This window comes from Streptomyces luomodiensis, assembly GCF_031679605.1.
GTDB lineage: Bacteria > Actinomycetota > Actinomycetes > Streptomycetales > Streptomycetaceae > Streptomyces > Streptomyces luomodiensis.
Map to the genome: position 1 here is coordinate 6,373,128 of NZ_CP117522.1, position 22,270 is coordinate 6,395,397.

Sequence of the window (22,270 nt, forward strand, 5' to 3'; positions counted from 1 at the left end):
TTACGGTCGAGTACGGTCGATCAGGGCTGGTCACGGTTGGTCACGGCTGGTCACGCCGGGACGGAACGCCGCCGGCGGGCGCCGGCGGGGCGGATGAGCAGCGACAGCAGGGCCGCCGCGAAGCCGAGCGCGACGACCAGCACCGCCGCGGTGTGTCCCGAGCCCAGCACCGTGTGGGTCAGCAGGGCGCCCAGCAGCGCGGCGGCGGGGCCGGTGGACAGGACGAGACGCCGCGCGGGTAGCCGCCGGGGGAGCCGGTGGAGCGCCCCATAGGCGATGACGAGACCGATCAGTGCCGAGCCGAGCGCTTCCCAGAACAGCATTGGCGCGTCCTTCCCGTGAGCGGACCGGACCGATACGTGATCACGTGTCGGTCGTGCGACGTCCTACCCGTGCCCGAGCACGGGCAACCCTGTCCGCGGGGGCGGTCTGGAGCGTCCGGAGCATTCGGGGCGGGCACCGTGGAGCTCCTGGAACGGCGCGAAAAAAAGCGGGGCTCGGTCGTTGACCGAGCCCCGGCGCCGTCGGGTGAGTGAAACCCTCAGGCCGCGCCGAAACCGACCTTGCGCGCGGTCGGCTCGCCGAGTTCGACGTAGGCGAGCCGGTCGGACGGGACCAGGACCTTGCGGCCGTGGTCGTCCTCCAGGGTCAGCACCTGAGTCTTGCCACCGAGCGCGTCGGCCACCAGGCGCTCGACCTCCTCGGCAGACTGCCCGCTCTCCAAGGTGATCTCGCGGGGCGCGTGCTACGCCGATCTTGACCTCCACGGCCTTGTCCCTCCGACGGTCAGTTGAGTGCGCGGCCACCCGCGCTGTACCCAGCACACATTAGCCGGGCCGGGACACCCGCCGGGGGCCGCGGGGGCACGCCCGCAGCGAACACGCTCGCCGCCGCGAACTCGCGCCCTCGCGGCCGGGAATGGCGCCCGGGGTGCCCGGGTGCTCAGTGACCGCCTTCGGCCCCGTGCAGCGGGAACCCCGCGATACCGCGCCAGGCCAGCGAGGTGAGCAGCTGTACGGCGGTGTCCCGGGGGACGGCGCTCTCGCTGGAGAGCCAGTAGCGCGCGACCACCTGGGAGACCCCGCCGAGGCCCACGGCGAGCAGCATCGACTCGTCCTTGGACAGCCCGGTGTCCTCGGCGATGACCTCGCTGATCGCCTCGGCGCACTGGAGCGAGACGCGGTCCACGCGCTCGCGCACCGCGGGCTCGTTGGTCAGATCGGACTCGAAGACCAACCGGAAGGCGCCGCCTTCCTCCTCGACGTAGGCGAAGTACGCCTCCACGGTCGCCGCGACGCGCTGCTTGTTCTCGGTGGTCGAGGCGAGCGCGGTGCGCACGGCCTGGAGCAGGGCCTCGCAGTGCTGGTCGAGCAGGGCCAGATACAGCTCGAGCTTGCCCGGGAAGTGCTGGTACAGCACCGGCTTGCTGACTCCGGCGCGCTCGGCGATGTCGTCCATCGCGGCCGCGTGGTAGCCCTGGGCGACGAAGACCTCCTGGGCGGCTCCCAGGAGCTGATTACGTCGGGCTCGGCGCGGCAGGCGCGTACCTCGCGGGCGCGCCTCGGTCTGCTCGATGGCTGTCACGCCGCCTCCCAATGAATGATGCCTGTGCACGGTGTCCACCGCGCCCGCCATCGTACTTTCGGGTAACAGGGCGGCGCGCTGTTCGTGCGGAGAATTTCACGGACCGGACTCTATGAAAAGCCCACAAACGGTGCTGGTCACCGGTAGTCCTCCTCGCTCTCCTCGACGACCCGACCCTGTTCTGCCCGGTCGGCCTCGTTGGCTTCCAGGAGGTCGTCCGCCCTGGGCGGTTGGTCGCGGTGGGGGAGCACCTCGCGACGCTGTTCGAAGGCGTCCGCCTCGGGAGCCTCGACGTCGTACACGGTGGTCTCGTCGGTGTTCTCGACGGAGTCCTCGAAGGTGTCGGGATCGCTCGGGTCGATGGACATGTACTCCCCTTCCCTGTGGCGGCTTCCCAGGGGCGGGTGATCGCCCCTGTGTCTTACGAGCCTAGGAGAGGTCACTTTCGGACGCTACGCAGTCTGTGAGCGTGAACACACGATCGTGCGCGTGATCGTCTCGTAACATTGCCGCATGTCTTCGACCGAGCCGCCGGAAGCCCGCCTCGTCGCGGCGGTCCCGCCCGCGAGGCCCGTGCGGGTCGGAGCGGGTGAGAAGCTGCGGACCGCCTCCCTGTCGGGGCTCACGATGACCGTAAGGTGCCGTCCGCCGTCGGCCTCCGGGCTGCCGCCCGCCCTCTTCGTCCACGGCCTCGGCGGCTCCTCGCAGAACTGGTCCGCGCTCATGGAGCGGCTCGCCGACCGGGTCGAGGGCGAGGCACTCGACCTCCCCGGCTTCGGCGACTCCCCGCCGCCGGACGACGGCGACTACTCCATAACCGGCCATGCCCGCGCCGTGATCCGCTACCTCGACGCCTACGACCGCGGGCCCGTCCATCTGGTCGGCAACTCGATGGGCGGCGCGATCACCACGCGCGTCGCGGCGGTGCGGCCCGATCTGGTGCGCACCCTCACCCTGGTCTCGCCCGCGCTGCCCGAGCTGCGCCCGCAGCGCACCGCGGTGCCCACCGCGATGCTCGCGGTGCCCGGGGTGACCCGTCTGTTCACACGCTTGACCAAGGACTGGGACGCGGAGCGGCGCACCCGCGAAGTGATGATGCTCACCTATGGCGACCCCGCGCTGGTCGGCCAGGAGGACTTCGCCTACGCGGTGGAGGAGTTCGAGCGCCGGCTCGCCCTTCCGTACTTCTGGGACGCGCTCAGCCGCTCGGCGCGCGGTGTCGTCGACTCGTACACCCTGGGCGGCCAGCACTCCCTGTGGCGGCAGGCCGAGCGGGTGCTCGCCCCGACGCTGCTCGTCTACGGCGGCCGCGACCAGCTGGTGTCCATCAGGATGGCGCAACGGGCGAACGCCGCCTTCCGCGACTCGCGTCTGCTGACGCTGTTGGACGCCGGGCATGTCGCGATGATGGAGTATCCCGAGGCGGTGGCGCGCGGGATGCGCGAGCTGCTCGATGAGGTTGACGGACGAGATGACCGGGACAGCCGGGAGGCACGGGGGGCCGTACCGGTGTCCGAAACGGACGGGAGCGGTGCGGCGCGTGGGTAAGCACAGCGCACGTGGCAGCCAGGAGGACCGGGAGCGCCGGTCCGCCGCGGCGGGCTCCGGCCAGGGACACGGTTCGGGCCCGGAGTTCGTCGAGCACGCCGCGCCCGGCGTGCTCGGCGCGGCACCCGTGGTGGACGACGGACCGGGGACCGGGCGCCGTCGCCGCACGGTCCCGAGGCCCACGGCGGCCGCAGACCCCGGTGTGACCCCGCCGCAGGGCGTGCCGAGGCTGCCGTACGGAGCGGGCGGGCCGGCGGTGCGTGGCGGACATCCGGAGCAGCGCGAAGCGGGCGGCGCCTGGGGCGACTTCCGGGGCCGCGGCCCCGGAGGCCCGGGAAGCGGTCCTGGCGGTCCCGGCGGGGCCAGCGGCCCCAGCGGTCAGCGGCCTCCCCACGGCATGCGCACCATGAAGCCGCCGCAGCGCCCGACGACGGGCGGCACGGGCGGGGTGGCCGGTCTGATGCCCGGTCCGCGCAAGGAGTACATCGAGGCGTTCGACGCCCCCGACGCCCGGGACGGCGACGGCGAGGACGTCTTCGCCGCCGGGGGGCCGGGCGGAGTGCCCCCGCAGCGGCGTACGCAGCGTGAGACCGGCCCCTCCGACGGGGCCGGCGGTGGCTCGGGCGACGGCGGGGGCGGGTCGGGTGACGACGGTAAGGGGGCCGCGGGCAAGGGCGCGCGCGGTGCCGCCAAGGGCGGTAAGGGGCGCACGTTCACCGGTGTCGCCGCCGCGGCCGTGACCACCGTGCTGGCCGTCGTGGTGGCCGGGCAGGTCGCGAGCGGACCGCACAGCGGCGGTAAGGCGCAGGCCCAGGGCGGCACGGAGCACGGTGACGACACCGCCGCCCGTGGCGCCCACGACTCCAATGCCGACGACGGCCGCGGGGCGGCGAGTTCCGCGCGCCCGGCCGCTCCCGCCACCTACGAGGAGAAGATGGCGGCCGTCTATCCGCTCGACGCCGACCTGCGCGGCTCCGGTGCCTTCCAGACCATCGGCGGGCACGACAAGGCGCCCGGCCGGGGCCAGGTGCTGCGCTACCGCGTCGATGTGGAGAAGGGGCTGCCGCTCGACGGCGAGCTGTTCGCCGAGGCCGTGCAGAAGACGCTGAACGACGACCGCAGTTGGGCGCACGGCGGCGTTCGCACCTTCGAGCGGGTCTCGTCCGGGCACGCGGACTTCATCATCACCCTGGCGAGCCCCGGGACCACGGCGGCGTGGTGCGCCAAGTCGGGCCTCGACACCACCGAGGACAACGTCTCGTGCGACTCGGCGGCGACCGAGCGCGTCATGATCAACGCCTATCGGTGGGCGCGGGGCGCGAAGACCTTCGGCGACGACAAGATGTACTCGTACCGCCAGATGCTCATCAACCACGAGGTCGGCCACCGTCTCGGCCACAACCACGAGATCTGCTCCGAGCAGGGCGCGCTCGCGCCGGTGATGATGCAGCAGACCAAGTTCCTGACGACCGACGGCGTCACCTGCCGCCCCAACGCCTGGCCGTTCCCCAAGGGCTCCAAGGGCTGACGGCCGCCGGCCGGCCCCTATAGCGCGCCGCAACGCCTGAGATCCCGATAGGTCACGTGCGTTCACCCCTTCCGGTGGTGCGACGGACAACCGTCCGTCGCGCCATGGCCATACGCGCATAACGTGCTCCCGCTGCCTGACGGCGGCCGCCGCCGGTGAGGGCGGCGGGACGAACGGCCCGTTTGGGAGATCGGGGGTGCGCTCATGCGCGTGGGACTGCTTACGGAGGGTGGTTATCCGTATGCGACCGGTGATGCCCGGGTGTGGTGCGACCGGCTGGTGCGCGGGCTCGCCCAGCACGAGTTCGAGGTGTACGCGCTCAGCCGCGGTCCCGGTCAGCGGGCCGGGGACTGGGGCGATCTGCCGCGGCACGTCAGCCGGGTGCGCACCGCGCCGCTGTGGGGCGAACCGGAGCGCCGCCGCGGCGGCCGGGGCGGCCGTCGGCAGCGGCGGCGGTTCGCCGAGCACTTCGGGGAGCTGGCGGCGGCGATCAGCGTGCCTTACGGTTCCGGCGCGCCCCATGGCTCCGGTGTGTCCCATGGCTCCGGCGCGTCCGGCCGCCGCACGGCCCTGGCGGACCGTTTCGCCCACGGTCTCTACGGCCTCGCCGAACTGGCCGCGGAGTACGGCGGACTGCCCGCCGCCCTCCGCTCCGAGGACGCCGTAAGGACGCTGGAGCGGGCGTGCCACACCACCGGGGCGCCGCACGGCGCCCATCAGGCGCGGGTCGCCGATCTGCTGATCGTGACCGAGGCGCTGGAGCGTGCGCTGCGCCCGCTGTCGCTCGACTGGTACGGCGGCTCCGCCGGCGACCCGGGGCTGTCCGGGGCCGATCTGTGCCATGTGGCGACCGGCGGCGCGGCCGTGCTCCCCGGGCTGCTGGCCAAGCGCCGCTTCGGCACACCGCTGCTGCTCACCGAGTACGGCGTACGGCTGCGCGAGCGCTATCTGGCGGGGGCGGCCGACGCGGCGGCCGGCCGGCCGCCCTCCGGGCCGGCACGGACCCTGCTGGCCGCGTTCCACGGCCGGCTGGCCGCCGAGGCGTACGCACGGGCGGACCTGATCACCCCCGGCAACACCCATGCGCGCCGCTGGCAGGAGCGGTGCGGCGCCGACCGGGAGCGGCTGCGCACCGTCTATCCGGGCATGGACGCCACCCGCTTCGCGGAGGTCGGCGAGCAGGGCGCGGCCCAGGCCGGCGGGGACGACCGGGCGCTGGTCTGGGTGGGCCGGATCGAGCCCGCCAAGGACGTCATCGCCCTGCTGCACGCCTTCGCCGAGGTGCGCCGATGGCAGCCGGACGCACGGCTGAGGATCATCGAGACCCGGCGCGGCGAGGGCCCGGAGGCGGACGGCTATCCGGCTCACTGCCGGGCGCTCGCCGACCATCTCTTCCCCGACGAGGCGGCGGACGCCCACTCCGCCGGGGACAACCCGGTCTCCTTCGAACGGCTCGGCGAGCCCGAGGTGCCGACACTGGCCGACGCCTATGCGGCGGGCGGCGTGGTGGTGCTCTCCAGCGTGGTGGAGGGCTTTCCGGTCGGGCTGGTCGAGGCGATGCTCTGCGCACGGGCCACGGTGTCCACGGATGTGGGCGCGGTGTGCGAGGTCATCGGCGGCACCGGTCTCGTGGTGCCCCCGCGCAACCCCCGGGCGCTCGCGGACGCGTGCCTGGCGCTGCTGGGCGACCCCGAGCGCTGTGCGCGCCTGGGCGCCGCCGCGCGCGCCCGTGCGCTGGAGCTGTTCACCGTCGAGCAGAACGTCGCGGCCTTCCGCGGCATCTATCTGGAGCTGATGTCGCACTGCCCGGTGCGGCGCGACGAGGTCGGCGAGGGCGGTGGGCCGCTGCCCTTCGCCCGTCCCGCCGAGGCCCATGTCCCGGGGCGCTGGACCGCGGGCCGCGACGGCGGCCGCCTCGGCCACTGGCGGCCCGGCCCGGCGGCACCCCGCCCCGCCTCGGAGCACACCCCCGCCTCGGAGCACGCCCCCGCCTCGGAGCACGCCCCCGCCTCGGAGCACGCCTCCGCCCTGGAGCACTCCCCCGTCTGGGCCGACCCACCGCCGCCCGAGCCGCTGGGCGTGGGTCCGCGGCCGTCCGAGGAGGGCGCATGACCAGACCTCCCCGGTGGGACGGCCCGCTCGGTCCGGCCTCCTCCGATCGCGATCGGGCCCTGGCCGCCCTGGCCGGGTCCCGGGTGCCGGTCTCCCGGCGGCCGGACGAGACGTCTCCGCGCACCGGCGCCGGGACGGGGCGGGGAAAGGGGCGGCGGGGGCCGGCCGATCCGGTGCGGGCGCTGATGCACCGGCACCATGACCTGTGCGCCCGCGCCGTCGATCCGCTGGAGATCGCCGCCGGGCTGGAGGCCCTCGGTGTGACGGACCGCACCGCCGCCCGCTTCCGGCATCGCGATGTCTTCTCGCTCGCCGAGGAGCTGTACGCCCGGGTGCCGCGCACCGAGGAGCCCGCGCCTCCGGCCGCCCCCGCGCCCGGCCGCGCGCTGGGGGCGCGGATGGCGCTCGGGGCGCTGTGGCTGCTGCCGGGGGCGCTGTGCGCGGCGACCGCCTTCGGCGCCCTCCGCGCCGGTGCCGCCCGTAAGGACGCCGTCGCGGGCCTCGCCCTGGGCGCGTTCGGCGCGGCGCTGGTGATCGTCGCCCTGTGGCTGTGTCTGAGCCGTGGCCCCCTCCGCGTCCGGGGGAGCGGGCTCGGGGGCCGTATCGGGCACGCCCTGTGCGTCGGCTGGCTCCTGGGTTACGCCGCCGTCGGGGACCGGCTGCTCGCCGGGGTGCTCGACGGACGCCGTCCTGACGGAGCGGCGCCCGCGGCCGAGGCCGCAGTCGTCCTCGGCCTGGCGGTGGCGCCCGCCGCGGGGTGCGCTCGCTGGTTCGCCGTAAGGGCGCGCCGAAGGCTGACGGCCAGCCGTGGGCTGGAGGAGTTCGCGGCGGGGATGCGCCCGCTGTTCGCGGGCGTGGTGACGGCCTTCCTCTGCGGTGTGCCGGCCCTGGTGCTCGCGGCCCGGCTCACGGTGCCCGGATCACCTCCGGCCGTCACGCCTCCCACGGCGGCCGAGGCGGCCGCCATGGCGCTCTGCGGACTGCTGTTCCTCGCGCGGCTGCTCGCCGTCCACGGCTTCCGCGGGGCCGCGCTCTTCGGCCTCGCCCTGGCCTGCGCGGTGCAGGCCGCGGCCCTGGCGACGGCCGCGGCCGCCCGGCTGCCGGGTGCCGCACCGCTCGGTGCGCCCGTGGCACGGCTGACCGCCGCCCAGGGCGCGGCCGCCGTCCCCGCGGCCGCCTGCGGCGCCGCCGCGCTCGCCCTGCTGGTGTACGCCTTCGGCGCGCTCTGCCGCGCCTCCGCCCACGGCGGCCCCGGCGACCGGGCCGCCCGGACCACCGGTACCGCGCGCACTGCCCGTACCGCCCCGAATCGCGCCCCGTAAGGCGCCCACCGAACCCGCCACCCCCCGTCCTTCCCTGATGAGTCCGTAATGAGTCGAGGAGCAACCACATGAGCTGCGACATGACCGATCAGCGCGCCGGTACGGGGAGGCGCGACCGATGAGAGTCCTGTTGCTCGGATCCGGCGGATTTCTCGGCCGCTATGTGGCCGAACACCTGCTCGCCGACCCCGCCGTCCAGCTCACCGCGCTCGGCCGCGGCGATGACGCCGATGTGCGGTTCGACCTCTCCAACGGCAGCCCCGGCGCGCTCACCCGCTTCCTCAACGCGGTCCACCCCGGTGTCGTGATCAACTGCGCCGGGGCGACCCGCGGCGGGGCGCGCGAGCTCACCCGGCACAACACCGTCGCCGTCGCGACCGTCTGCGAGTCGCTGCGCCGCAGCGGCTGTGGCGCCCGTCTGGTCCAGATCGGCTGCTCCTCGGAGTACGGGCCCTCGCAGCCCGGCTCCTCGACCGCCGAGGACGCCGTGCCGCGCCCCGGCGGTCCGTACGGCGTGAGCAAGCTCGCCGCGACCGAGCTGGTGCTGGGCTCCGGGCTGGACGCGGTGGTGCTGCGGGTCTTCTCACCCGTGGGGCCCGGCACCCCGGCCGGTTCGCCGCTGGGCCGGCTCGCGGAGGCGATGCGGCGCGCGATGCAGTCCGGGGAGAGCGAGCTCAAGCTGAGCGGCCTCGGTGTGCAGCGCGACTTCGTGGACGTACGGGACGTGGCGCGGGCGGTCCACGCGGCCTCGCTGTCGGCCGCGCAGGGCGTGGTCAACATCGGCAGCGGGCGCGCGGTGAGACTCCGCGAGGCGGCCTCCGTGCTCGCCCGGGTCGCGGGCTTCGGCGGCGCCCTGCACGAGATCGACAGCCCGCCGGGGCGCGGGGGAGGGCAGCACGTCCCAGCCGCCGCCGGGCATGTCCCGGCGCCCGCCCACGCCCATGGCATGGCGCACGCCCACGCCACCGCCCACGGCCCCGCGTCCGCCCATGCCTCGGCGGCGGTTGAGCACGGCGGCTCCGGAGGCGTCGGCGGCGCGACCACCTACCCCTATCCGGACGGCTGCGGCAGCTGGCAGCAGGCCGATGTGCGCACCGCCCGCGACCGGCTCGGCTGGCGCTCCAGGATTCCGCTGGAGGAGTCGCTCGCCGACATCTGGATGGAGGCGGCATGTCGCATCTGATCCCCACAGGTCCCCGGCGCGACGTCCCGGCCACCGCCGCCCGGCTGGGCTTCGGCGTGCCCGGCTACGCCCACCCCCTGGTCGCGCCCACCGAATGGGCCGAGCTCGCCCGCCCCGGAGCGCCCCTGCACTGGGCGGTCCTCGATGTCGCGCGCGGTCCCGGCGCGCGCCGGGACCCGCACTGCCTCACGGCGGCGGCCCGGCTGCGCGCCGCGGGCGTGCGGGTGCTGGGCCACCTCGACCTGAGGTGCGGCACCCGCCCGTTCGGCGAGCTGATCAGTGACGCGAACCACTTCCTGGACTGGTACCGGGTCGACGGCTTCTGTCTGGACCGCTGCCCGGTGGACCGCCCCGGTCTGCCGGACGTCCGCCGTACGGCGACCACGCTGCGCGCGCTGCTGGGCGGGGCGTATCTGGTGCTCGGCCAGGGCGTCCATCCGCATGAGGGCTATATGGAGCTCGCCGATCAGCTGGTGACCTTCCGGGGCCCGTGGGCCGACTACCGTTGGTCCCAGGCGGCCGAGTGGACGGCCGGATACCCGCCCGAACGGTTCTGTCACCAGGTGCACGGCGTCCCCCGCCGGCACCTGGAGGAGGCGTTGCGGATCGCCCGCTGGCAGGGCGCGGGCACGGTCTACTTCACCGACCGGATGGCCCGTCCGGAGGGACGGACCCGTGCCGAGTCCCCCTGGGAGGCCCTGCCCGGCTACTGGGACGAAATCGTCTCGCGACTCGGACCACGTGTCATGGAATGAGATGGAGCGTGGCAGTGTTACGAGAAGAAAACCTCCCCGCTCACGCGGGGGTGAACCGTCTGCTCCCTCCCCTTACGGAGTCCCCGTGTCGCTGCCACCCCTGGTCGAGCCGGCTGCCGAGCTCACCGTCGACGAGGTCCGCAGGTACTCACGCCATCTGATCATCCCGGATGTCGGGATGGACGGGCAGAAGCGGCTGAAGAACGCCAAGGTGCTCTGTGTGGGCGCGGGCGGTCTCGGCTCTCCGGCCCTCATGTACCTCGCCGCGGCCGGCGTGGGCACCCTCGGCATCGTGGAGTTCGACGAGGTCGACGAGTCCAACCTGCAGCGCCAGATCATCCACAGCCAGGCGGACATCGGCCGCTCCAAGGCGGAGTCCGCCCGTGACTCGGTCCTCGGCATCAACCCGTACGTCAACGTCGTGCTGCACGAGGGCCGCCTCGAGGCCGACAACGTGATGGAGATCTTCTCCCAGTACGACCTGATCGTGGACGGCACCGACAACTTCGCCACCCGCTATCTGGTCAACGACGCCTGCGTGCTGCTGAACAAGCCGTACGTATGGGGTTCGATCTACCGCTTCGACGGCCAGGCGTCGGTCTTCTGGTCCGAGCACGGCCCCTGCTACCGCTGCCTGTACCCGGAGCCCCCGCCGCCCGGCATGGTCCCGTCCTGCGCCGAGGGCGGTGTGCTGGGCGTGCTGTGCGCCTCCATCGGCTCGATCCAGGTCACCGAGGCCATCAAGGTGCTCACCGGCACCGGTGACCCGCTGGTCGGGCGTCTGATGATCTACGACGCCCTGGAGATGACCTACCGCCAGGTCAAGGTCCGCAAGGACCCGGACTGCGCGGTCTGCGGCCAGAACCCGACCGTCACCGAGCTGATCGACTACGAGGCGTTCTGCGGTGTGGTGTCGGAGGAGGCCCAGGAGGCGGCGGCCGGTTCGACGATCACTCCCAAGCAGCTCAAGGAGTGGATCGACGACGGCGAGAACATCGACATCATCGATGTCCGCGAGCCGAACGAGTACGAGATCGTCTCGATCCCCGGCGCCCGACTGATCCCGAAGAACGAGTTCCTCATGGGCGGTGCCCTCCAGGACCTGCCGCAGGACAAGAAGATCGTCTTGCATTGCAAGACGGGTGTCCGATCGGCGGAAGTCCTGGCCGTCCTGAAGTCCGCGGGCTTCTCCGACGCCGTCCACGTGGGCGGCGGCGTGATCGGCTGGGTCAACCAGATCGAGCCCGAGAAGCCGGTCTACTGATCCGGTCAGATCTGCGCCGATCCCTCTGATCTGATCAGCTGACGCATCGCGTACAAGGGGGCCGGATCGCCGTCGAGGCGGCGATCCGGCCCCCTTACCGATGCGCTGGGCGCCTTACCCGCAGGTCGTGCCGGCGGCGGGCACCTTGCCGTCCAGCAGATAGGCGTTCACGGTCCTCGTCATACAGGTGTTGCCGCTGTTGTACGCGCCATGGCCCTGTCCCTTGTAGGTGACCTCGACGCCCACGCCCTCGCCCAGCTCCTGGACCATCTTCCGGGCCCCCTCGTACGGGGTGGCCGGGTCGCCGGTGTTGCCGACCACGAGGATCGGCGCGGAGCCCTCGGCGCTGACGTCAGGGGTGTCCGTGGTGCCGTCCGCGGGCCAGCCGGTGCAGGCGAGCAGGCCCCAGGCCAGATACTCGCCGAAGACCGGTGACGCCTTGCGGAAGCGCGGCAGCTGCGCCTTCACATCGGCCACGGTGTAACGCTGCCGGTCGTCCACGCAGTTGATGGCGGCATTGGCGGCGTTGATGTTGCTGTAGTGGCCGTTCTCGTCTCGGCCGGACATCGAATCCGCCATGGCCAGCAGCAGATTGCCCTTGCCGAGCCGCATCGCCTCCTGTAGCCCGAGCGTCAGGTATTTCCAGCTCTCCTTGTCGTAGAGGGCGGCGGCGATACCGCTCAGCGCCCCGTCCTGGGTGAGCTTCCGGCCGCTTTCGGTGGGCAGCGGCTTGGTGTCGAGCTGCTTCAGGAAGGCGGCGATCCTGTCGGTGCCCGCTGCCGGGTCGCCGCCGGTCGGACAGGCCGTGCCCTTCTCGGCGCAGTCCTTCAGATAGTTGTCGAGCGCGAGCTGGAACCCCTTCGCCTGGCCGTAGGAGCCCTGTTCGGGGTCCTCGGTGGGGTCGACCACGGCGTCCAGGACCGCGCGTCCCACCCGGTCGGGGAAGAGATGGGCGTAGACGCCGCCGAGTTCGGTGCCGTAGGAGATGCCGAAGTACGACAGCTTGTCGTCGCCGAGCACCTGCCGCATGAGATCCATGTCACGGGCGGCGCTCACGGTGTCCACATGGGGGAGCACCTTGCCCGAACGCTTCTCGCAGCCCTTGATGTACTTCTTGGCGTCCGCCAGGGCGGCCTTGACCTCGGCGTCGTCGTCCGGAGTGCCGTCGACGGCGTCCGAGGCGTCGATCTCCGCGTCGCTCTGGCAGGTCACCCCGGCGCTCTCGCCGACCCCGCGTGGATCGAAGCTCACCAGGTCATAGCGTGTCCGCAGCTTCTCGTAGTCGCCGGCGAAACCGGGCAGCGAGGAGACACCGGAACCGCCAGGTCCGCCGAAGTTGAACAGCAGGGAGCCGATGCGCTTTCCCGGTCCGGTGGCCTTGGCGCGGATCATGGCCAGATCGATCGTCTCGCCCTTGGGCTTGGCGTAGTCCAGCGGCGCCTTGAGCGTGGCGCATTCCCACTCGCTTCCCGGCTTCTCACCGGTGCCCTGCTTCGCGGTCGGGGCAGGGCAGGACGACCAGTCGAGCTTCTGACCGGTGAGCGAGCCCGGCAGCCCGGAGCCCGACGGGGAGGCCGGGGACGACGTCGATGCGGACGCCGAGGGCTTGGACGACGCCTTGCCCTGCTCGCTTCCCCCGTCGCCGTCGCAGCCCGCGACGGCGACGAGGGCGGCCACGGCGGTCATGGAGACCAGCGCCCTGGTCCGTATGGTGCGTGAGGAACTCGGCATATCCGGAGATCCTATGAGGAGACGGGGGCGAAAAGGTCAGCGCTTCTTCTCAATACCGTCACGGTTGACCTTTCAGGTGCAGACCTTTCCCTTCTTGGGCACCTTGCCGTCCAGCAGATAGGCGTTGACGGTCTTTCGGACACAGGCGCTTCCGCTGTCGTACGCCCCATGGCCCTCGCCCTTGTAGGTGAGCTCGACCCCGACGCCGGGACCCAGCTCCTTCACCATCCGCCCCGCCCCCTCGTACGGGGTGGCCGGGTCGCCGGTGTTGCCGACGACCAGGATCGGGGCGGCGCCCTTGGCGCTGACGTCGGGTGTGGTCCAGGCGCCGCGGACCGGCCAGCCGGTGCACTGGGTGAGGCCCCACGCCATCATGTCGCCGAAGACGGGGGAGACCTTACGGAAGGCGGGCAGCTTCCGCTCGATGTCCGGGACCGTGTAGCGCTCCTTGAAGTCGGCGCAGGTGATGGCGGTCAGGGCGGACTGGAGGGTGCTGTAGTGGCCGTCCGGACTGCGTCCGTTCATGGCGTCGCCCAGGGCCAGCAGAATCCTGCCGTCGCCCTGCTGGGCGGCCGCGATCCCCTGGGTGAGGTACTGCCAGTACTGCCGGGAGTACAGGGACTGCGCGATACCGCCGTCGGCCAGGGACTCGGTCAGCTTCCGGCCGCCGTAGCCGCGCACCGGACGGGCGTCGAGCCGCTTCAGCAGCGAGCGGATCCGGGTCTGGGTGGGGCAGCTTTGGGCGCCGCCCTTGGCGCACGCCTTCAAATAGTCGCCGAGGGCACGTTGGAACCCCTTGGCCTGGCCGAGCGCACCCTGCTCGGGCGTCTGCGTGGGGTCCACGACCCCGTCGAAGAGGGCGCGCCCCACCTTCTTCGGGTACAGGTGGGCGTAGACGCCGCCGAGTTCGGTGCCGTAGGAGACGCCGAAGTAGTGCATCTTCTTGTCGCCGAGGACGCGCCGCATCAGGTCCATGTCACGGGCGGCGTTGGTGGTGCCGACGTACGGCAGGACCGTGCCGGAGTTCTTCTCGCATCCGGCGGCAAAGGTCTTGACCCGGCGCACCAGGCTCTTCACCTCGGTGTTGTCGTCCGGGGTGGAGTCGGCGGCGTAGTTGGCGTCCAGCTGCCGGTCCCCGAGGCAGCGCACCCCGCTGCTGCGGCCGACCCCGCGCGGATCGAAGCTGACCAGGTCGTACCGGGTGCGCAGCTGCTTGTAGCCGGCGGCGAGGGCCGGGAGGGTGGCCACGCCCGAACCGCCGGGCCCGCCGAAGTTGAAGATGAGGGAGCCGATGCGCTTGCCCGGTCCGGTGGCCTTGGCGCGGATCATGGCGATGCCGATGGTCCGGCCGCGGGGCTTGCGGTAGTCCAGCGGCACATGGAGCGTCGCGCACTCCCAGTCCTTGCCCGGCGCCTTGGTGGCGGCCGCGTCCTGGCTCGTCGAAGGGGTGGGGCAGGCCGACCAGTCGAGCTTCTGATGGGCCGAGGTGTCCGGCCGCCCGCCGCCACCGCATCCGGCGGCCAGGAGGGCCGGCAGCAGGGCGGCGGCGGACAGCGCACCGATGCGCGGAAGTGGGGACACGGCGGCTCTCCCGTGGGTGGCGGTGTACCGCCATCCTGAGGGCCGCGGGCGCCCCACGCGCGCACAGCGGGGGCGTACGGGTGAGGGGGCCCAGTGGCCGGGACCGGGCCCCGGAGGGCTCCAGCGGGGCCCCACGGCCCCGTACGGGCTCCCTGACGGGCCTTCGCGGACCCTCGCGGGTCCTTGTGGGCGAAGGTCTTCGTGGGCGAAGGGTCTTCGTGACGAGGTCTTCGTGACGAAGAGGGTCTGGCAGGAGCGGGCCCCTACAGCGCCTCTTTGCGGGTGAGGTGGGTGAAGGCCAGCCAGCCGGGCAGCACCGGCAGCCAGAAGACCATCAGCCGGAAGAGGAGCACCGCGGGCGCGGCGGTCTCGTACGGCAGCCCGGCGAAGGTCAGACCCGCGATCAGGGCCGCCTCGACCGCGCCCACACCGCCCGGGGTGGGCGCCGCCGACCCCAGGGCGTTGCCCGCGAGGAAGACCACGGCGATGCTCGCGTAGCTCAGCTCACCGCCGAACGCGCGGATCGAGGCGTCGAGGCACATCACGTTCGCGGCGGTCAGCAGCAGCGTGCCGCCGATGCCGGCGAGCAGCTTCCTGGGCCGCTGAAGCACGTCCAGCATGCGCGGGATGACGCCCGCGAACAGCGACCGCAACCGGCTGGAGACGAACTTCCGCAACACCGGAATCGCGGCCACCACCAGGGCGAGGACGGCGGCCGTCAGCAGCCCGGCGATCACGGTCCGGGACGGCGAGAGCGCCGGGGTGCGCTCGGTGCCGGTGATATAGCCGAAGGTCAGCAGCAGCACGATATGGCTGGCGAGCCCGAACAGCTGGGAGGCGCCCACACTCGCCACCGCGAGCCCCGGCCGCACCCCCGCGCGCTGTAGGAAGCGGGTGTTCAGGGCGACCCCGCCGACCGCCGCGGGCGCCACCAGCTTCACGAACGAGGCGGCGACCTGCGCCAGCACCGTCCGCCCGAGCGGCACCTTCTCCGGGACGAAGCCGAGCAGGCTCAGCGCCGCGGCCACATAGGTCACCGCGGAGAAGACGAGCGCGAAGACGACCCAGATCCAGTTGGCCTCGCCGACCAGGGCGCCCAGCTTGAGATGGGTGAACTGCGACAGCAGGAAGTACGCGGCGAAGGCCCCCGCGCAGAAGCTCACCAGGGTGCGCGGTTTGATGCGCTCCAGCCTTACGGGCTCTATCGGCGCCTGCGGCCGCACCAGCAGCACCTGCTGCCGGATCTGGGAGAGCAGATCCTCCTCGCGGGCGTCCTCCAGCGCCTCCTCCATGGCGCGCTTCTCCGCCTGCTTCTCGGCCTTGGCGGTCTTGCGGCCGCTGGTGACCGCCTCCGCGCCCACGGCCTCCAGGGCCTCCTTCGCCTCGGTTTGGCGGGCCTCCTTGGCGGCGCGCGACGCCTCCAGGACGGCCTCCCGCTGGCGCTGGGCGCGCTCGCGGGCGAGCTGGCGCAGGGTCGCGCGGGTGCCCCGGCCGAGCGCCAGGGGCTGTAGCAGCGGAAGGCTGTCGGCGACCGCGTCCGGCCCGAGGACCTCGACCGCGGCGGCCACCGAGCGCTCGGCGCCCACGCGCAGGCCCAGGGTGGTGAGCAGCTGCGCGATGTCCATCCGCAGCACCACATCACCGGCCGCGATCTCACCGCCGCGCAGATCGGTCAGGACGACCGTGCCGTTGCGGTCGACCAGCAGGGCGTCGCTGTCCAGCCGCCGGTGGGCGATGCGCCGCGACTGGAGGGCCTGGACCTGGTGCCAGGTGCCGGCCAGCAGCTCGTCGGTGATCGCCTCGTCCGGCAGGGCGTGCAGCGGACGGCCGCCGACGTGCTCGTAGACGAGCATCACCGCGTCCGGGCCCAGCTCGGAGGTGGCGATCAGCTTGGGCGCGTTGGCCCCGGACGCGATGGCCGCATAGGCGAGCAGCGCCTCCTGCTCCAGCGCCTGGCGCAGCGACTGGAGGCTGCGCGGCGGGGTGATCGTCCGCAGGGTCAGCCGCTGCCAGACGCCGTAGAAGAAGCCCTGGGCCTGCTGTTCCCGGTCGACGACGGTGACGTCCAGGGGCGGGCCGTCCTCCAGGGTGACCAGATAGCGGCGGCCCCGGTCGACGTGGTGGCCGTGTTCGTCCTCAGGCTCCTCGGCCCGCATGGCGCTGACCGGTGTGAAGCCGACCCGGCGCAGCCCGGCGAGCAGGTTCTGGCCGGTGGGGCGCACATTGGGGGAGCCGACGGCGTAGAGCGTGCCGTAGGCCACCGTCCAGCCGATGAGCACCGTAAGGATGATCGAGAACGGTGTGGTGTAGCCGCCCACGAGCACCGCGAAGGCGTCGAGCAGCAGCACGCACCACATGGCCACCCGCCAGCGGGGGCGCCGGGCCATGCCGACGGCCGTCATATAGGCGATGACGGGGGCGAGATAGCCGTGCACGGGGTCGCTGAAGGTGCCGCCGGGCGCGGGCTGGGTGAGCGCCTCACGGAGCGAGCCGGGGGCGCCTCTGGCGACCCAGAGGTCCATGGTGAGGGACACACCGTGGGCCAGCACGGCGGCCAGGACACCGTCGGCGATCCGCAGCCCGTCCCGTTTGATCAGCCGCTCGAAGGCGAAGGCCACCGGCAGCACGAGGACGGCCACACCGGCCGTGAGCCCCGCGAAGTCGATCAGCAGCGGGGGCGCCTGGTTGGCGCCGTGCCCGATGTCCTTCTCCAGACCCGCGGTGGTGCCGTGGGCGAAGGCCGCGATGGCCAGCACGACGGCCATGCCGAGGACCCCGAGGAGCAGCCGCAGCAGATCGGAGGGGCGGTGCACCCGGGCGGGCAGCAGCGGCTCGTCCCCGGAGACCCGGTCCACATGACCCTCCGGTCCGTCCGAATCCTCCGGCCCGTCCGGGTTCTCCGGTCCGTCTATGTCCTCCGGTCCGTTGGGGTTCTCCGGCCCGTCTGCGTCCTGCGGTCCGTCCGGGGCGCAGCGGTCGGCGGCGTCCGGGGCGTCGGCACGGCCACCGGACGGTGCCTCGGAGCGCGGCAGCGCCTCAGGGGTGCGGGCCTCCTCCTCAGGAGGCTGCGCACCCTGCTGCTTCGCCGTCTCTTCTTGATCTCGTATCACCAGTCACCGCCCGGAAGATGGTGGCATGCCCGGGCTGCGGAGGGGGGCATCAGGGTGCATTTCGGGGACGTGGACCCCGAATGGTACGCCCTGCAAGGGATTCCCGCACAATGCGTGATCGAACCACCACTCGACCCGAAACGGGCCCGCGGCCACCGCTCGCGGGATACCTGGGGTACCTTCGCGCGGCTCTCGGCGGGATGCGGCAGGATGAGCCGGATGAGCCGGGAAAGCAGGGAGCGGGAAGCCGACGACGGGGCCGATGAGCTGCCCGAGTACGCCGAACGGGTGCTGGAGGTGGCCGAGCTGATCCCCTCCGGTCGCGTGATGACCTACGGGGACGTCGCCGAATGGCTGGAGCAGGGCGGCCCGCGCCAGGTGGGCCGGGTGATGGCGCTCTACGGGGGCGCCGTGCCGTGGTGGCGGGTGGTGCGCGCGGACGGGGTGCTGCTGCCCGGCAATGAGCTGAGTGCTCTTGAGCACTACCGCGAGGAGGGCACCCCGCTGCGCCAGGCGGCATGCTCGTCCGAGGGGCATGTCCCGCGGATCGACATGGCTCGTGCCCGGTGGGACGGGAGCGGGCACGACCACACCCGGTAGCGCCATACGGGCCAGCGGCCGTACAGGTGTGCGGCAGGCTCTCGGCAGTGCCGGTCCGCGGCGGCAGGCGGCCGTGCCGGAGACGGCGGGTGTCTGCCCGTACCGATGTGCGACGGGCCCGCGGCCGTACCGACGTGCGATGGGTCCGCGGCCGCGCGGGGTGCCTGGCCGTGCCGGGGCGCGGCGGAACCCAGCTGTGCCGGTGCGCGGCGGCAGTGCGGCTGTGCCAGTCTGCGGCGGTCTCGCGGCCGTATCGACGTACGGCGGCAGCGCAGCCGTGCCGGGGCGCGCGGGGTGCCCGTGGCGGGGCGCGGTGGAAACGTAGGCGTGCCGGGGCGCGGCGGCGGTGCGGCCGTACCGGCGTGCGCCGGGCCCGCGGCCGTACCGGCGTGCGGCGGCAGTGCGGTCGTACCGGCGGTATCCACAGCCATACGGGTGACTCCCCGCCTCGCATGAGAGGCTGTCCCGCACCCAGCAACCCACCAGGACCGGCGATCCCACGTGAGCTCCTCCCCCTCGTCTCTTCCGCGGCAGCGGCAGGCACGGCAGCCGTCCGCACGGCAGTCGACGTCGGGCGTCTACCGCCTGCTCCGTCATCGGCCGGAGCCGGGTGCTCCGCCTGTCCTGGACGCACGGCAGCGCGCCGCGGTCGAGCATCCGGGCGGTCCTCTGCTGGTGCTCGCCGGGCCCGGCACGGGCAAGACGACGACGCTCGTGGAGGCGGTGGCCCGCCGGGTGCGCGAGGGTGCGGATCCCGAGCGGCTCCTGGTGCTCACCTTCAGCCGTAAGGCGGCCGTCGAACTGCGCGACCGCATGGCCGCGCGCCTGGGCGGCGCGAGCGCGCCGCAGGCCACGACCTTCCACTCCTACTGCTACGCCCTGGTCCGCGCCCACCAGGACGTCGATCTCTTCGCCGATCCGCTGCGGCTGCTCTCCGGACCGGAACAGGACGTCGTCGTCAGGGAGCTGCTCGCCGGCCAGGCCGAGCTGGCCGGCGAGGGCCGGGCCTCCGTCCGCTGGCCCGACGAGCTGCGCGCCTGCCTGACCACCCGGGGCTTCGCCGACGAGGTGCGCGCGGTGCTCGCACGCAGCCGGGAGCTGGGCCTGGGGCCACGGGCGCTGGGGGAGTTCGCCGAGCGCGCCGGGCGCCCCGACTGGACCGCGGCGGCGGGCTTCCTCGCCGAATATCTCGACGTCCTGGACGCCCAGGGGGTGCTGGACTACGCGGAGCTGGTGCACCGCGCGGTGCTGCTCGCCGGGCGGCCGGAGACCGCGGCCGAGCTGGCGGGGCGGTACGACGCCGTGTTCGTCGACGAGTACCAGGACACCGACGTGGCCCAGGGCCGGCTGCTGCGGGCGCTCGCGGGCGGCGGCAGGACCCTGCTCGCCTTCGGCGACCCCGATCAGTCGATCTACGCCTTCCGCGGCGCCGACGTGGGGAACATCCTCCGGTTCCGCGAGGACTTCCCGCGGGCGGACGGCCGGCCTGCGGACGTGGCGGTTCTCACCGTCTCCCGCCGCTCGGGCGCCGCCCTGCTCGCGGCCACCCGGCAGATCACCGGCCGGATGCCGCTCACCCGACTGCCCGCGCGGGCCGTAAGGGCCCATCGGGAGCTCGCGGCCGCCCGCGGCGGTGGCCGCGTCGAGGTGTGCACGTACCCCACCGTGGGCGCCGAGCTCGACAACGTCGCCGACATCCTGCGCCGCGCCCATCTGGAGGACGGGGTGCCATGGAGCGAGATGGCCGTCCTGGTGCGCGCCGGGGGGCGCTCGATCCCCGGTGTGCGCCGTGCGCTCACCTCGGCCGGAGTCCCCGTCGAGGTGGACGGCGATGACATCCCGCTGCGCCATGAGCCCGCCGTGGCTCCCCTGCTGACGGCGCTGCGGGCCGCCGCCACGGCCGCGTTGCCGGACAGCGGCGGGCTGTCCGCGGCCCTCGGCGTCGAGACCGCCCTGACCCTGCTCACCTCCCCCCTCGGCGGTATGGACGCCGCCGATCTGCGCCGCCTGGGCCGCGCGCTGCGCGAGGAGGAGCGGGCCGCCGGGCGGGCGGTGCCGCGCCCCTCCGACGTCCTGCTCGCCGAGGCGCTCGCCGAGCCGGAGCGGCTGGCCGTCCACGACCCGGCGTACGCACGCGGTGCCCAGCGGCTCGGGCAGCTGCTGCGCACGGCCCGGGAGTCGCTGGCCCGGGGCGGCACCGCCGAACAGGCGCTGTGGGTGCTGTGGGACGGCACCTCCTGGCCCGGCCGCCTGGAGCGGGCCGCACAGCGCGGCGGCCCCGCGGGGCGGAACGCGGACCGCGACCTGGACGCGGTGTGCGCGCTGTTCGAGACCGCCGCCCGTGCCGAGGAGCGCACCGGCGGCCGCGGCGCCCTCAACTTCCTGGAGGAGATCGACGCCCAGGACATCGCCGCCGACACCCTCTCCCGCCGGATGGTGCGCCCCGACGCCGTACGGCTGATGACCGCCCACCGCTCCAAGGGGCTCGAATGGGCCCTGGTGGTCGTCGCGGGGGTGCAGGAGGGGCTGTGGCCCGATCTGCGGCGGCGCGGCTCACTCCTGGAGGCCGACCGGATCGGCCGGGACGGGCTCGCCGAGCCGCTGCCGCCGGGCGCGCTGCTGGCCGAGGAGCGGCGGCTGTTCTACGTGGCGGCGACCCGCGCGAAGGAGCGGCTCGTGGTCACCGCCGTCAAGGCCGCCTCCGAGGACGGCGACCAGCCCTCCCGCTTCCTCGGCGAACTGGGCGTCCCGCCCACCGATGTCACCCAGCGGCCGCGCCGTCCGCTCTCCGTCCCCGCGCTCGTCGCCGAGCTGCGCGCCACCACCGTCGACCCGGAGGCCTCCGAGGTGCTGCGGGAGGCCGCCGCGCGCCGGCTGGCGCGGCTCGCGGCGCTGCGTGACGAGGAGGGCCGGCCGCTGGTCCCGGCCGCCCACCCGCACCGCTGGTGGGGGCTGTACGAGCCGACGCACAGCGAGGTCCCGCTGCGCGACCGGGGCCGACCCGTGGCGCTGTCCGGCAGTGCGCTGGACCAGCTCGTCAACACCTGCTCGCTCCAGTGGTTCCTGGGGCGCGAGGTGAAGGCGGACGCCCCCTCGACCGCCGCCCAGGGCTTCGGCAACGTCGTGCACGTCCTGGCCGACGAGGTCGCCTCCGGCCGCACCCCGGCCGATCTCGCGGTCCTCATGGAGCGCCTGGACTCCGTATGGGACGCGCTCGCCTTCGACGCCCCCTGGAAGTCACGGCAGGAGAAGGAGCACGCACGGGCGGCCCTGGAGCGCTTTCTGCACTGGCATGTGATGGAGCGCGGCCGCACCCCGGTCGCCACGGAGCACTCCTTCGACGTCACGCTCGAAGCCGACGCCTATAAGGTGCGCATCCGCGGCAGTATGGACCGCGTCGAGACGGACGGCGAGGGGCGCGCCTACGTCGTCGACTTCAAGACCGGCAAGCAGGCCGTGACCCGCGGTGATGTGGAGCGCCACCCCCAGCTGGCGGCCTACCAGCTGGCGGTGCGTGAGGGCGCCGTCGACGACCTCTTCGACGGCCGGCGCCCCGAGCCGGGCGGCGCGGAGCTGGTCCAGCTGCGGCAGGGCGCCGCCAAGAGGGACGGCGGCGACGGCGTCCCCAAGGTCCAGGCCCAGGAGCCGCCGGACGGGGAGTGGGTGGGGGAGCTGCTCGCCACCGCGGCCGGGCGGGTCCTCGACGAGCGTTTCACCCCGAGCACCGGCGACCACTGCGAGCGCTGCGCCTTCCGCGGCGCGTGCAGCGCCCGCGCGGAGGGCCGCCATGTGGTCGACTGACGCCCCGGAGCTTCCGCTGACGGGGACGACGGGGACGTCGGGGACGACGGGGCGTCCGGTGACGACAGGGCGTCCGGTGACGACAGGGCGTCCGGTGACACGGACGACCGGGACGACCGGGATGATCGGAACGACGGGGACAGCAGGGACG

15 protein-coding genes and 1 pseudogene are annotated in these 22,270 nt (G+C 73.5%); 9 read left to right on the forward strand and 7 right to left on the reverse strand.

Translation table 11 applies throughout. The annotated features are described in order from the left end of the window. Positions 1-50 precede the first annotated feature (50 nt). The 4 genes and pseudogenes from PS467_RS26895 to PS467_RS26910 all read right to left on the reverse strand — a co-directional run bounded on the left by PS467_RS26895 (position 51) and on the right by PS467_RS26910 (position 1,952). On the reverse strand, positions 51-323 hold the full coding sequence (locus PS467_RS26895; protein ID WP_268974261.1) for a hypothetical protein: 273 nt from the start codon (positions 321-323) through the stop codon (positions 51-53). Between the two features lie 218 nt (positions 324-541). Then, positions 542-767: pseudogene (locus PS467_RS26900) on the reverse strand (DUF3107 domain-containing protein). Positions 768-942: 175 nt separating this feature from the next. After that, a complete protein-coding gene (locus PS467_RS26905; RefSeq protein ID WP_311037403.1) occupies positions 943-1,584 on the reverse strand; it encodes a TetR/AcrR family transcriptional regulator in 642 nt (213 codons plus the stop codon). 137 nt (positions 1,585-1,721) lie between these two features. Continuing rightward, positions 1,722-1,952, reverse strand: a complete 231-nt coding sequence (locus PS467_RS26910) for an Rv3202a family protein (RefSeq protein WP_311037404.1) — start codon at positions 1,950-1,952, stop codon at positions 1,722-1,724. 145 nt (positions 1,953-2,097) lie between these two features. Here PS467_RS26910 and PS467_RS26915 point away from each other — a divergent pair, with 145 nt between their 5' ends. The 7 genes from PS467_RS26915 (at position 2,098) to moeZ (ending at position 11,296) form a co-directional block, all read left to right on the forward strand. Beyond that, the gene (locus PS467_RS26915) at positions 2,098-3,132 is read left to right on the forward strand and encodes an alpha/beta fold hydrolase (protein ID WP_311037405.1); all 1,035 of its coding nucleotides are present in this window, start codon (positions 2,098-2,100) and stop codon (positions 3,130-3,132) included. After that, positions 3,116-4,660, forward strand: coding sequence for a DUF3152 domain-containing protein (locus PS467_RS26920; protein ID WP_311037406.1), 1,545 nt, complete (start codon positions 3,116-3,118; stop codon positions 4,658-4,660). The genes PS467_RS26915 and PS467_RS26920 overlap by 17 nt, the downstream gene beginning before the upstream one ends. 204 nt (positions 4,661-4,864) lie before the next feature. Further along, a complete protein-coding gene (locus tag PS467_RS26925; protein ID WP_311037407.1) occupies positions 4,865-6,772 on the forward strand; it encodes a DUF3492 domain-containing protein in 1,908 nt (635 codons plus the stop codon). Further along, on the forward strand, positions 6,769-8,094 hold the full coding sequence (locus tag PS467_RS26930; protein ID WP_311037408.1) for a hypothetical protein: 1,326 nt from the start codon (positions 6,769-6,771) through the stop codon (positions 8,092-8,094). Before PS467_RS26925 ends, PS467_RS26930 begins: the two co-directional genes overlap by 4 nt. A 118-nt stretch (positions 8,095-8,212) precedes the next feature. Next, the gene (locus PS467_RS26935; RefSeq protein ID WP_311037409.1) at positions 8,213-9,277 is read left to right on the forward strand and encodes an SDR family oxidoreductase; all 1,065 of its coding nucleotides are present in this window, start codon (positions 8,213-8,215) and stop codon (positions 9,275-9,277) included. Continuing rightward, a complete protein-coding gene (locus PS467_RS26940) occupies positions 9,265-10,032 on the forward strand; it encodes a spherulation-specific family 4 protein (protein WP_311037410.1) in 768 nt (255 codons plus the stop codon). Before PS467_RS26935 ends, PS467_RS26940 begins: the two co-directional genes overlap by 13 nt. 85 nt (positions 10,033-10,117) lie before the next feature. Then, on the forward strand, positions 10,118-11,296 hold the full coding sequence (gene moeZ, locus PS467_RS26945; protein ID WP_268974271.1) for an adenylyltransferase/sulfurtransferase MoeZ: 1,179 nt from the start codon (positions 10,118-10,120) through the stop codon (positions 11,294-11,296). Positions 11,297-11,410: 114 nt separating this feature from the next. On the opposite strand, the gene PS467_RS26950 is transcribed toward moeZ, so the two are convergent. From PS467_RS26950 to PS467_RS26960, 3 genes are all read right to left on the reverse strand, one after another. Beyond that, positions 11,411-13,027 (reverse strand): alpha/beta hydrolase, encoded by a 1,617-nt coding sequence (locus PS467_RS26950; RefSeq protein WP_311037411.1) that lies wholly within the window; start codon positions 13,025-13,027, stop codon positions 11,411-11,413. 72 nt (positions 13,028-13,099) lie between these two features. Beyond that, positions 13,100-14,608 carry an alpha/beta hydrolase gene (locus tag PS467_RS26955; protein ID WP_311037412.1) on the reverse strand — a complete coding sequence of 503 codons (1,509 nt, stop codon included), beginning with the start codon at positions 14,606-14,608 and terminating at the stop codon, positions 13,100-13,102. Between the two features lie 263 nt (positions 14,609-14,871). Then, entirely contained in the window at positions 14,872-17,718 is a 2,847-nt protein-coding gene (locus PS467_RS26960; protein WP_311037413.1) for a flippase-like domain-containing protein, read from the reverse strand. A 219-nt stretch (positions 17,719-17,937) separates the two neighbouring features. Between PS467_RS26960 and PS467_RS26965 the strand changes: the two genes are divergently transcribed. Together PS467_RS26965 and PS467_RS26970 are read left to right on the forward strand one after the other, a co-directional pair. Then, positions 17,938-18,318, forward strand: a complete 381-nt coding sequence (locus PS467_RS26965; RefSeq protein ID WP_311037414.1) for an MGMT family protein — start codon at positions 17,938-17,940, stop codon at positions 18,316-18,318. 585 nt (positions 18,319-18,903) lie between these two features. Further along, on the forward strand, positions 18,904-22,119 hold the full coding sequence (locus PS467_RS26970) for an ATP-dependent helicase (RefSeq protein WP_311039968.1): 3,216 nt from the start codon (positions 18,904-18,906) through the stop codon (positions 22,117-22,119). Positions 22,120-22,270 lie beyond the last annotated feature (151 nt).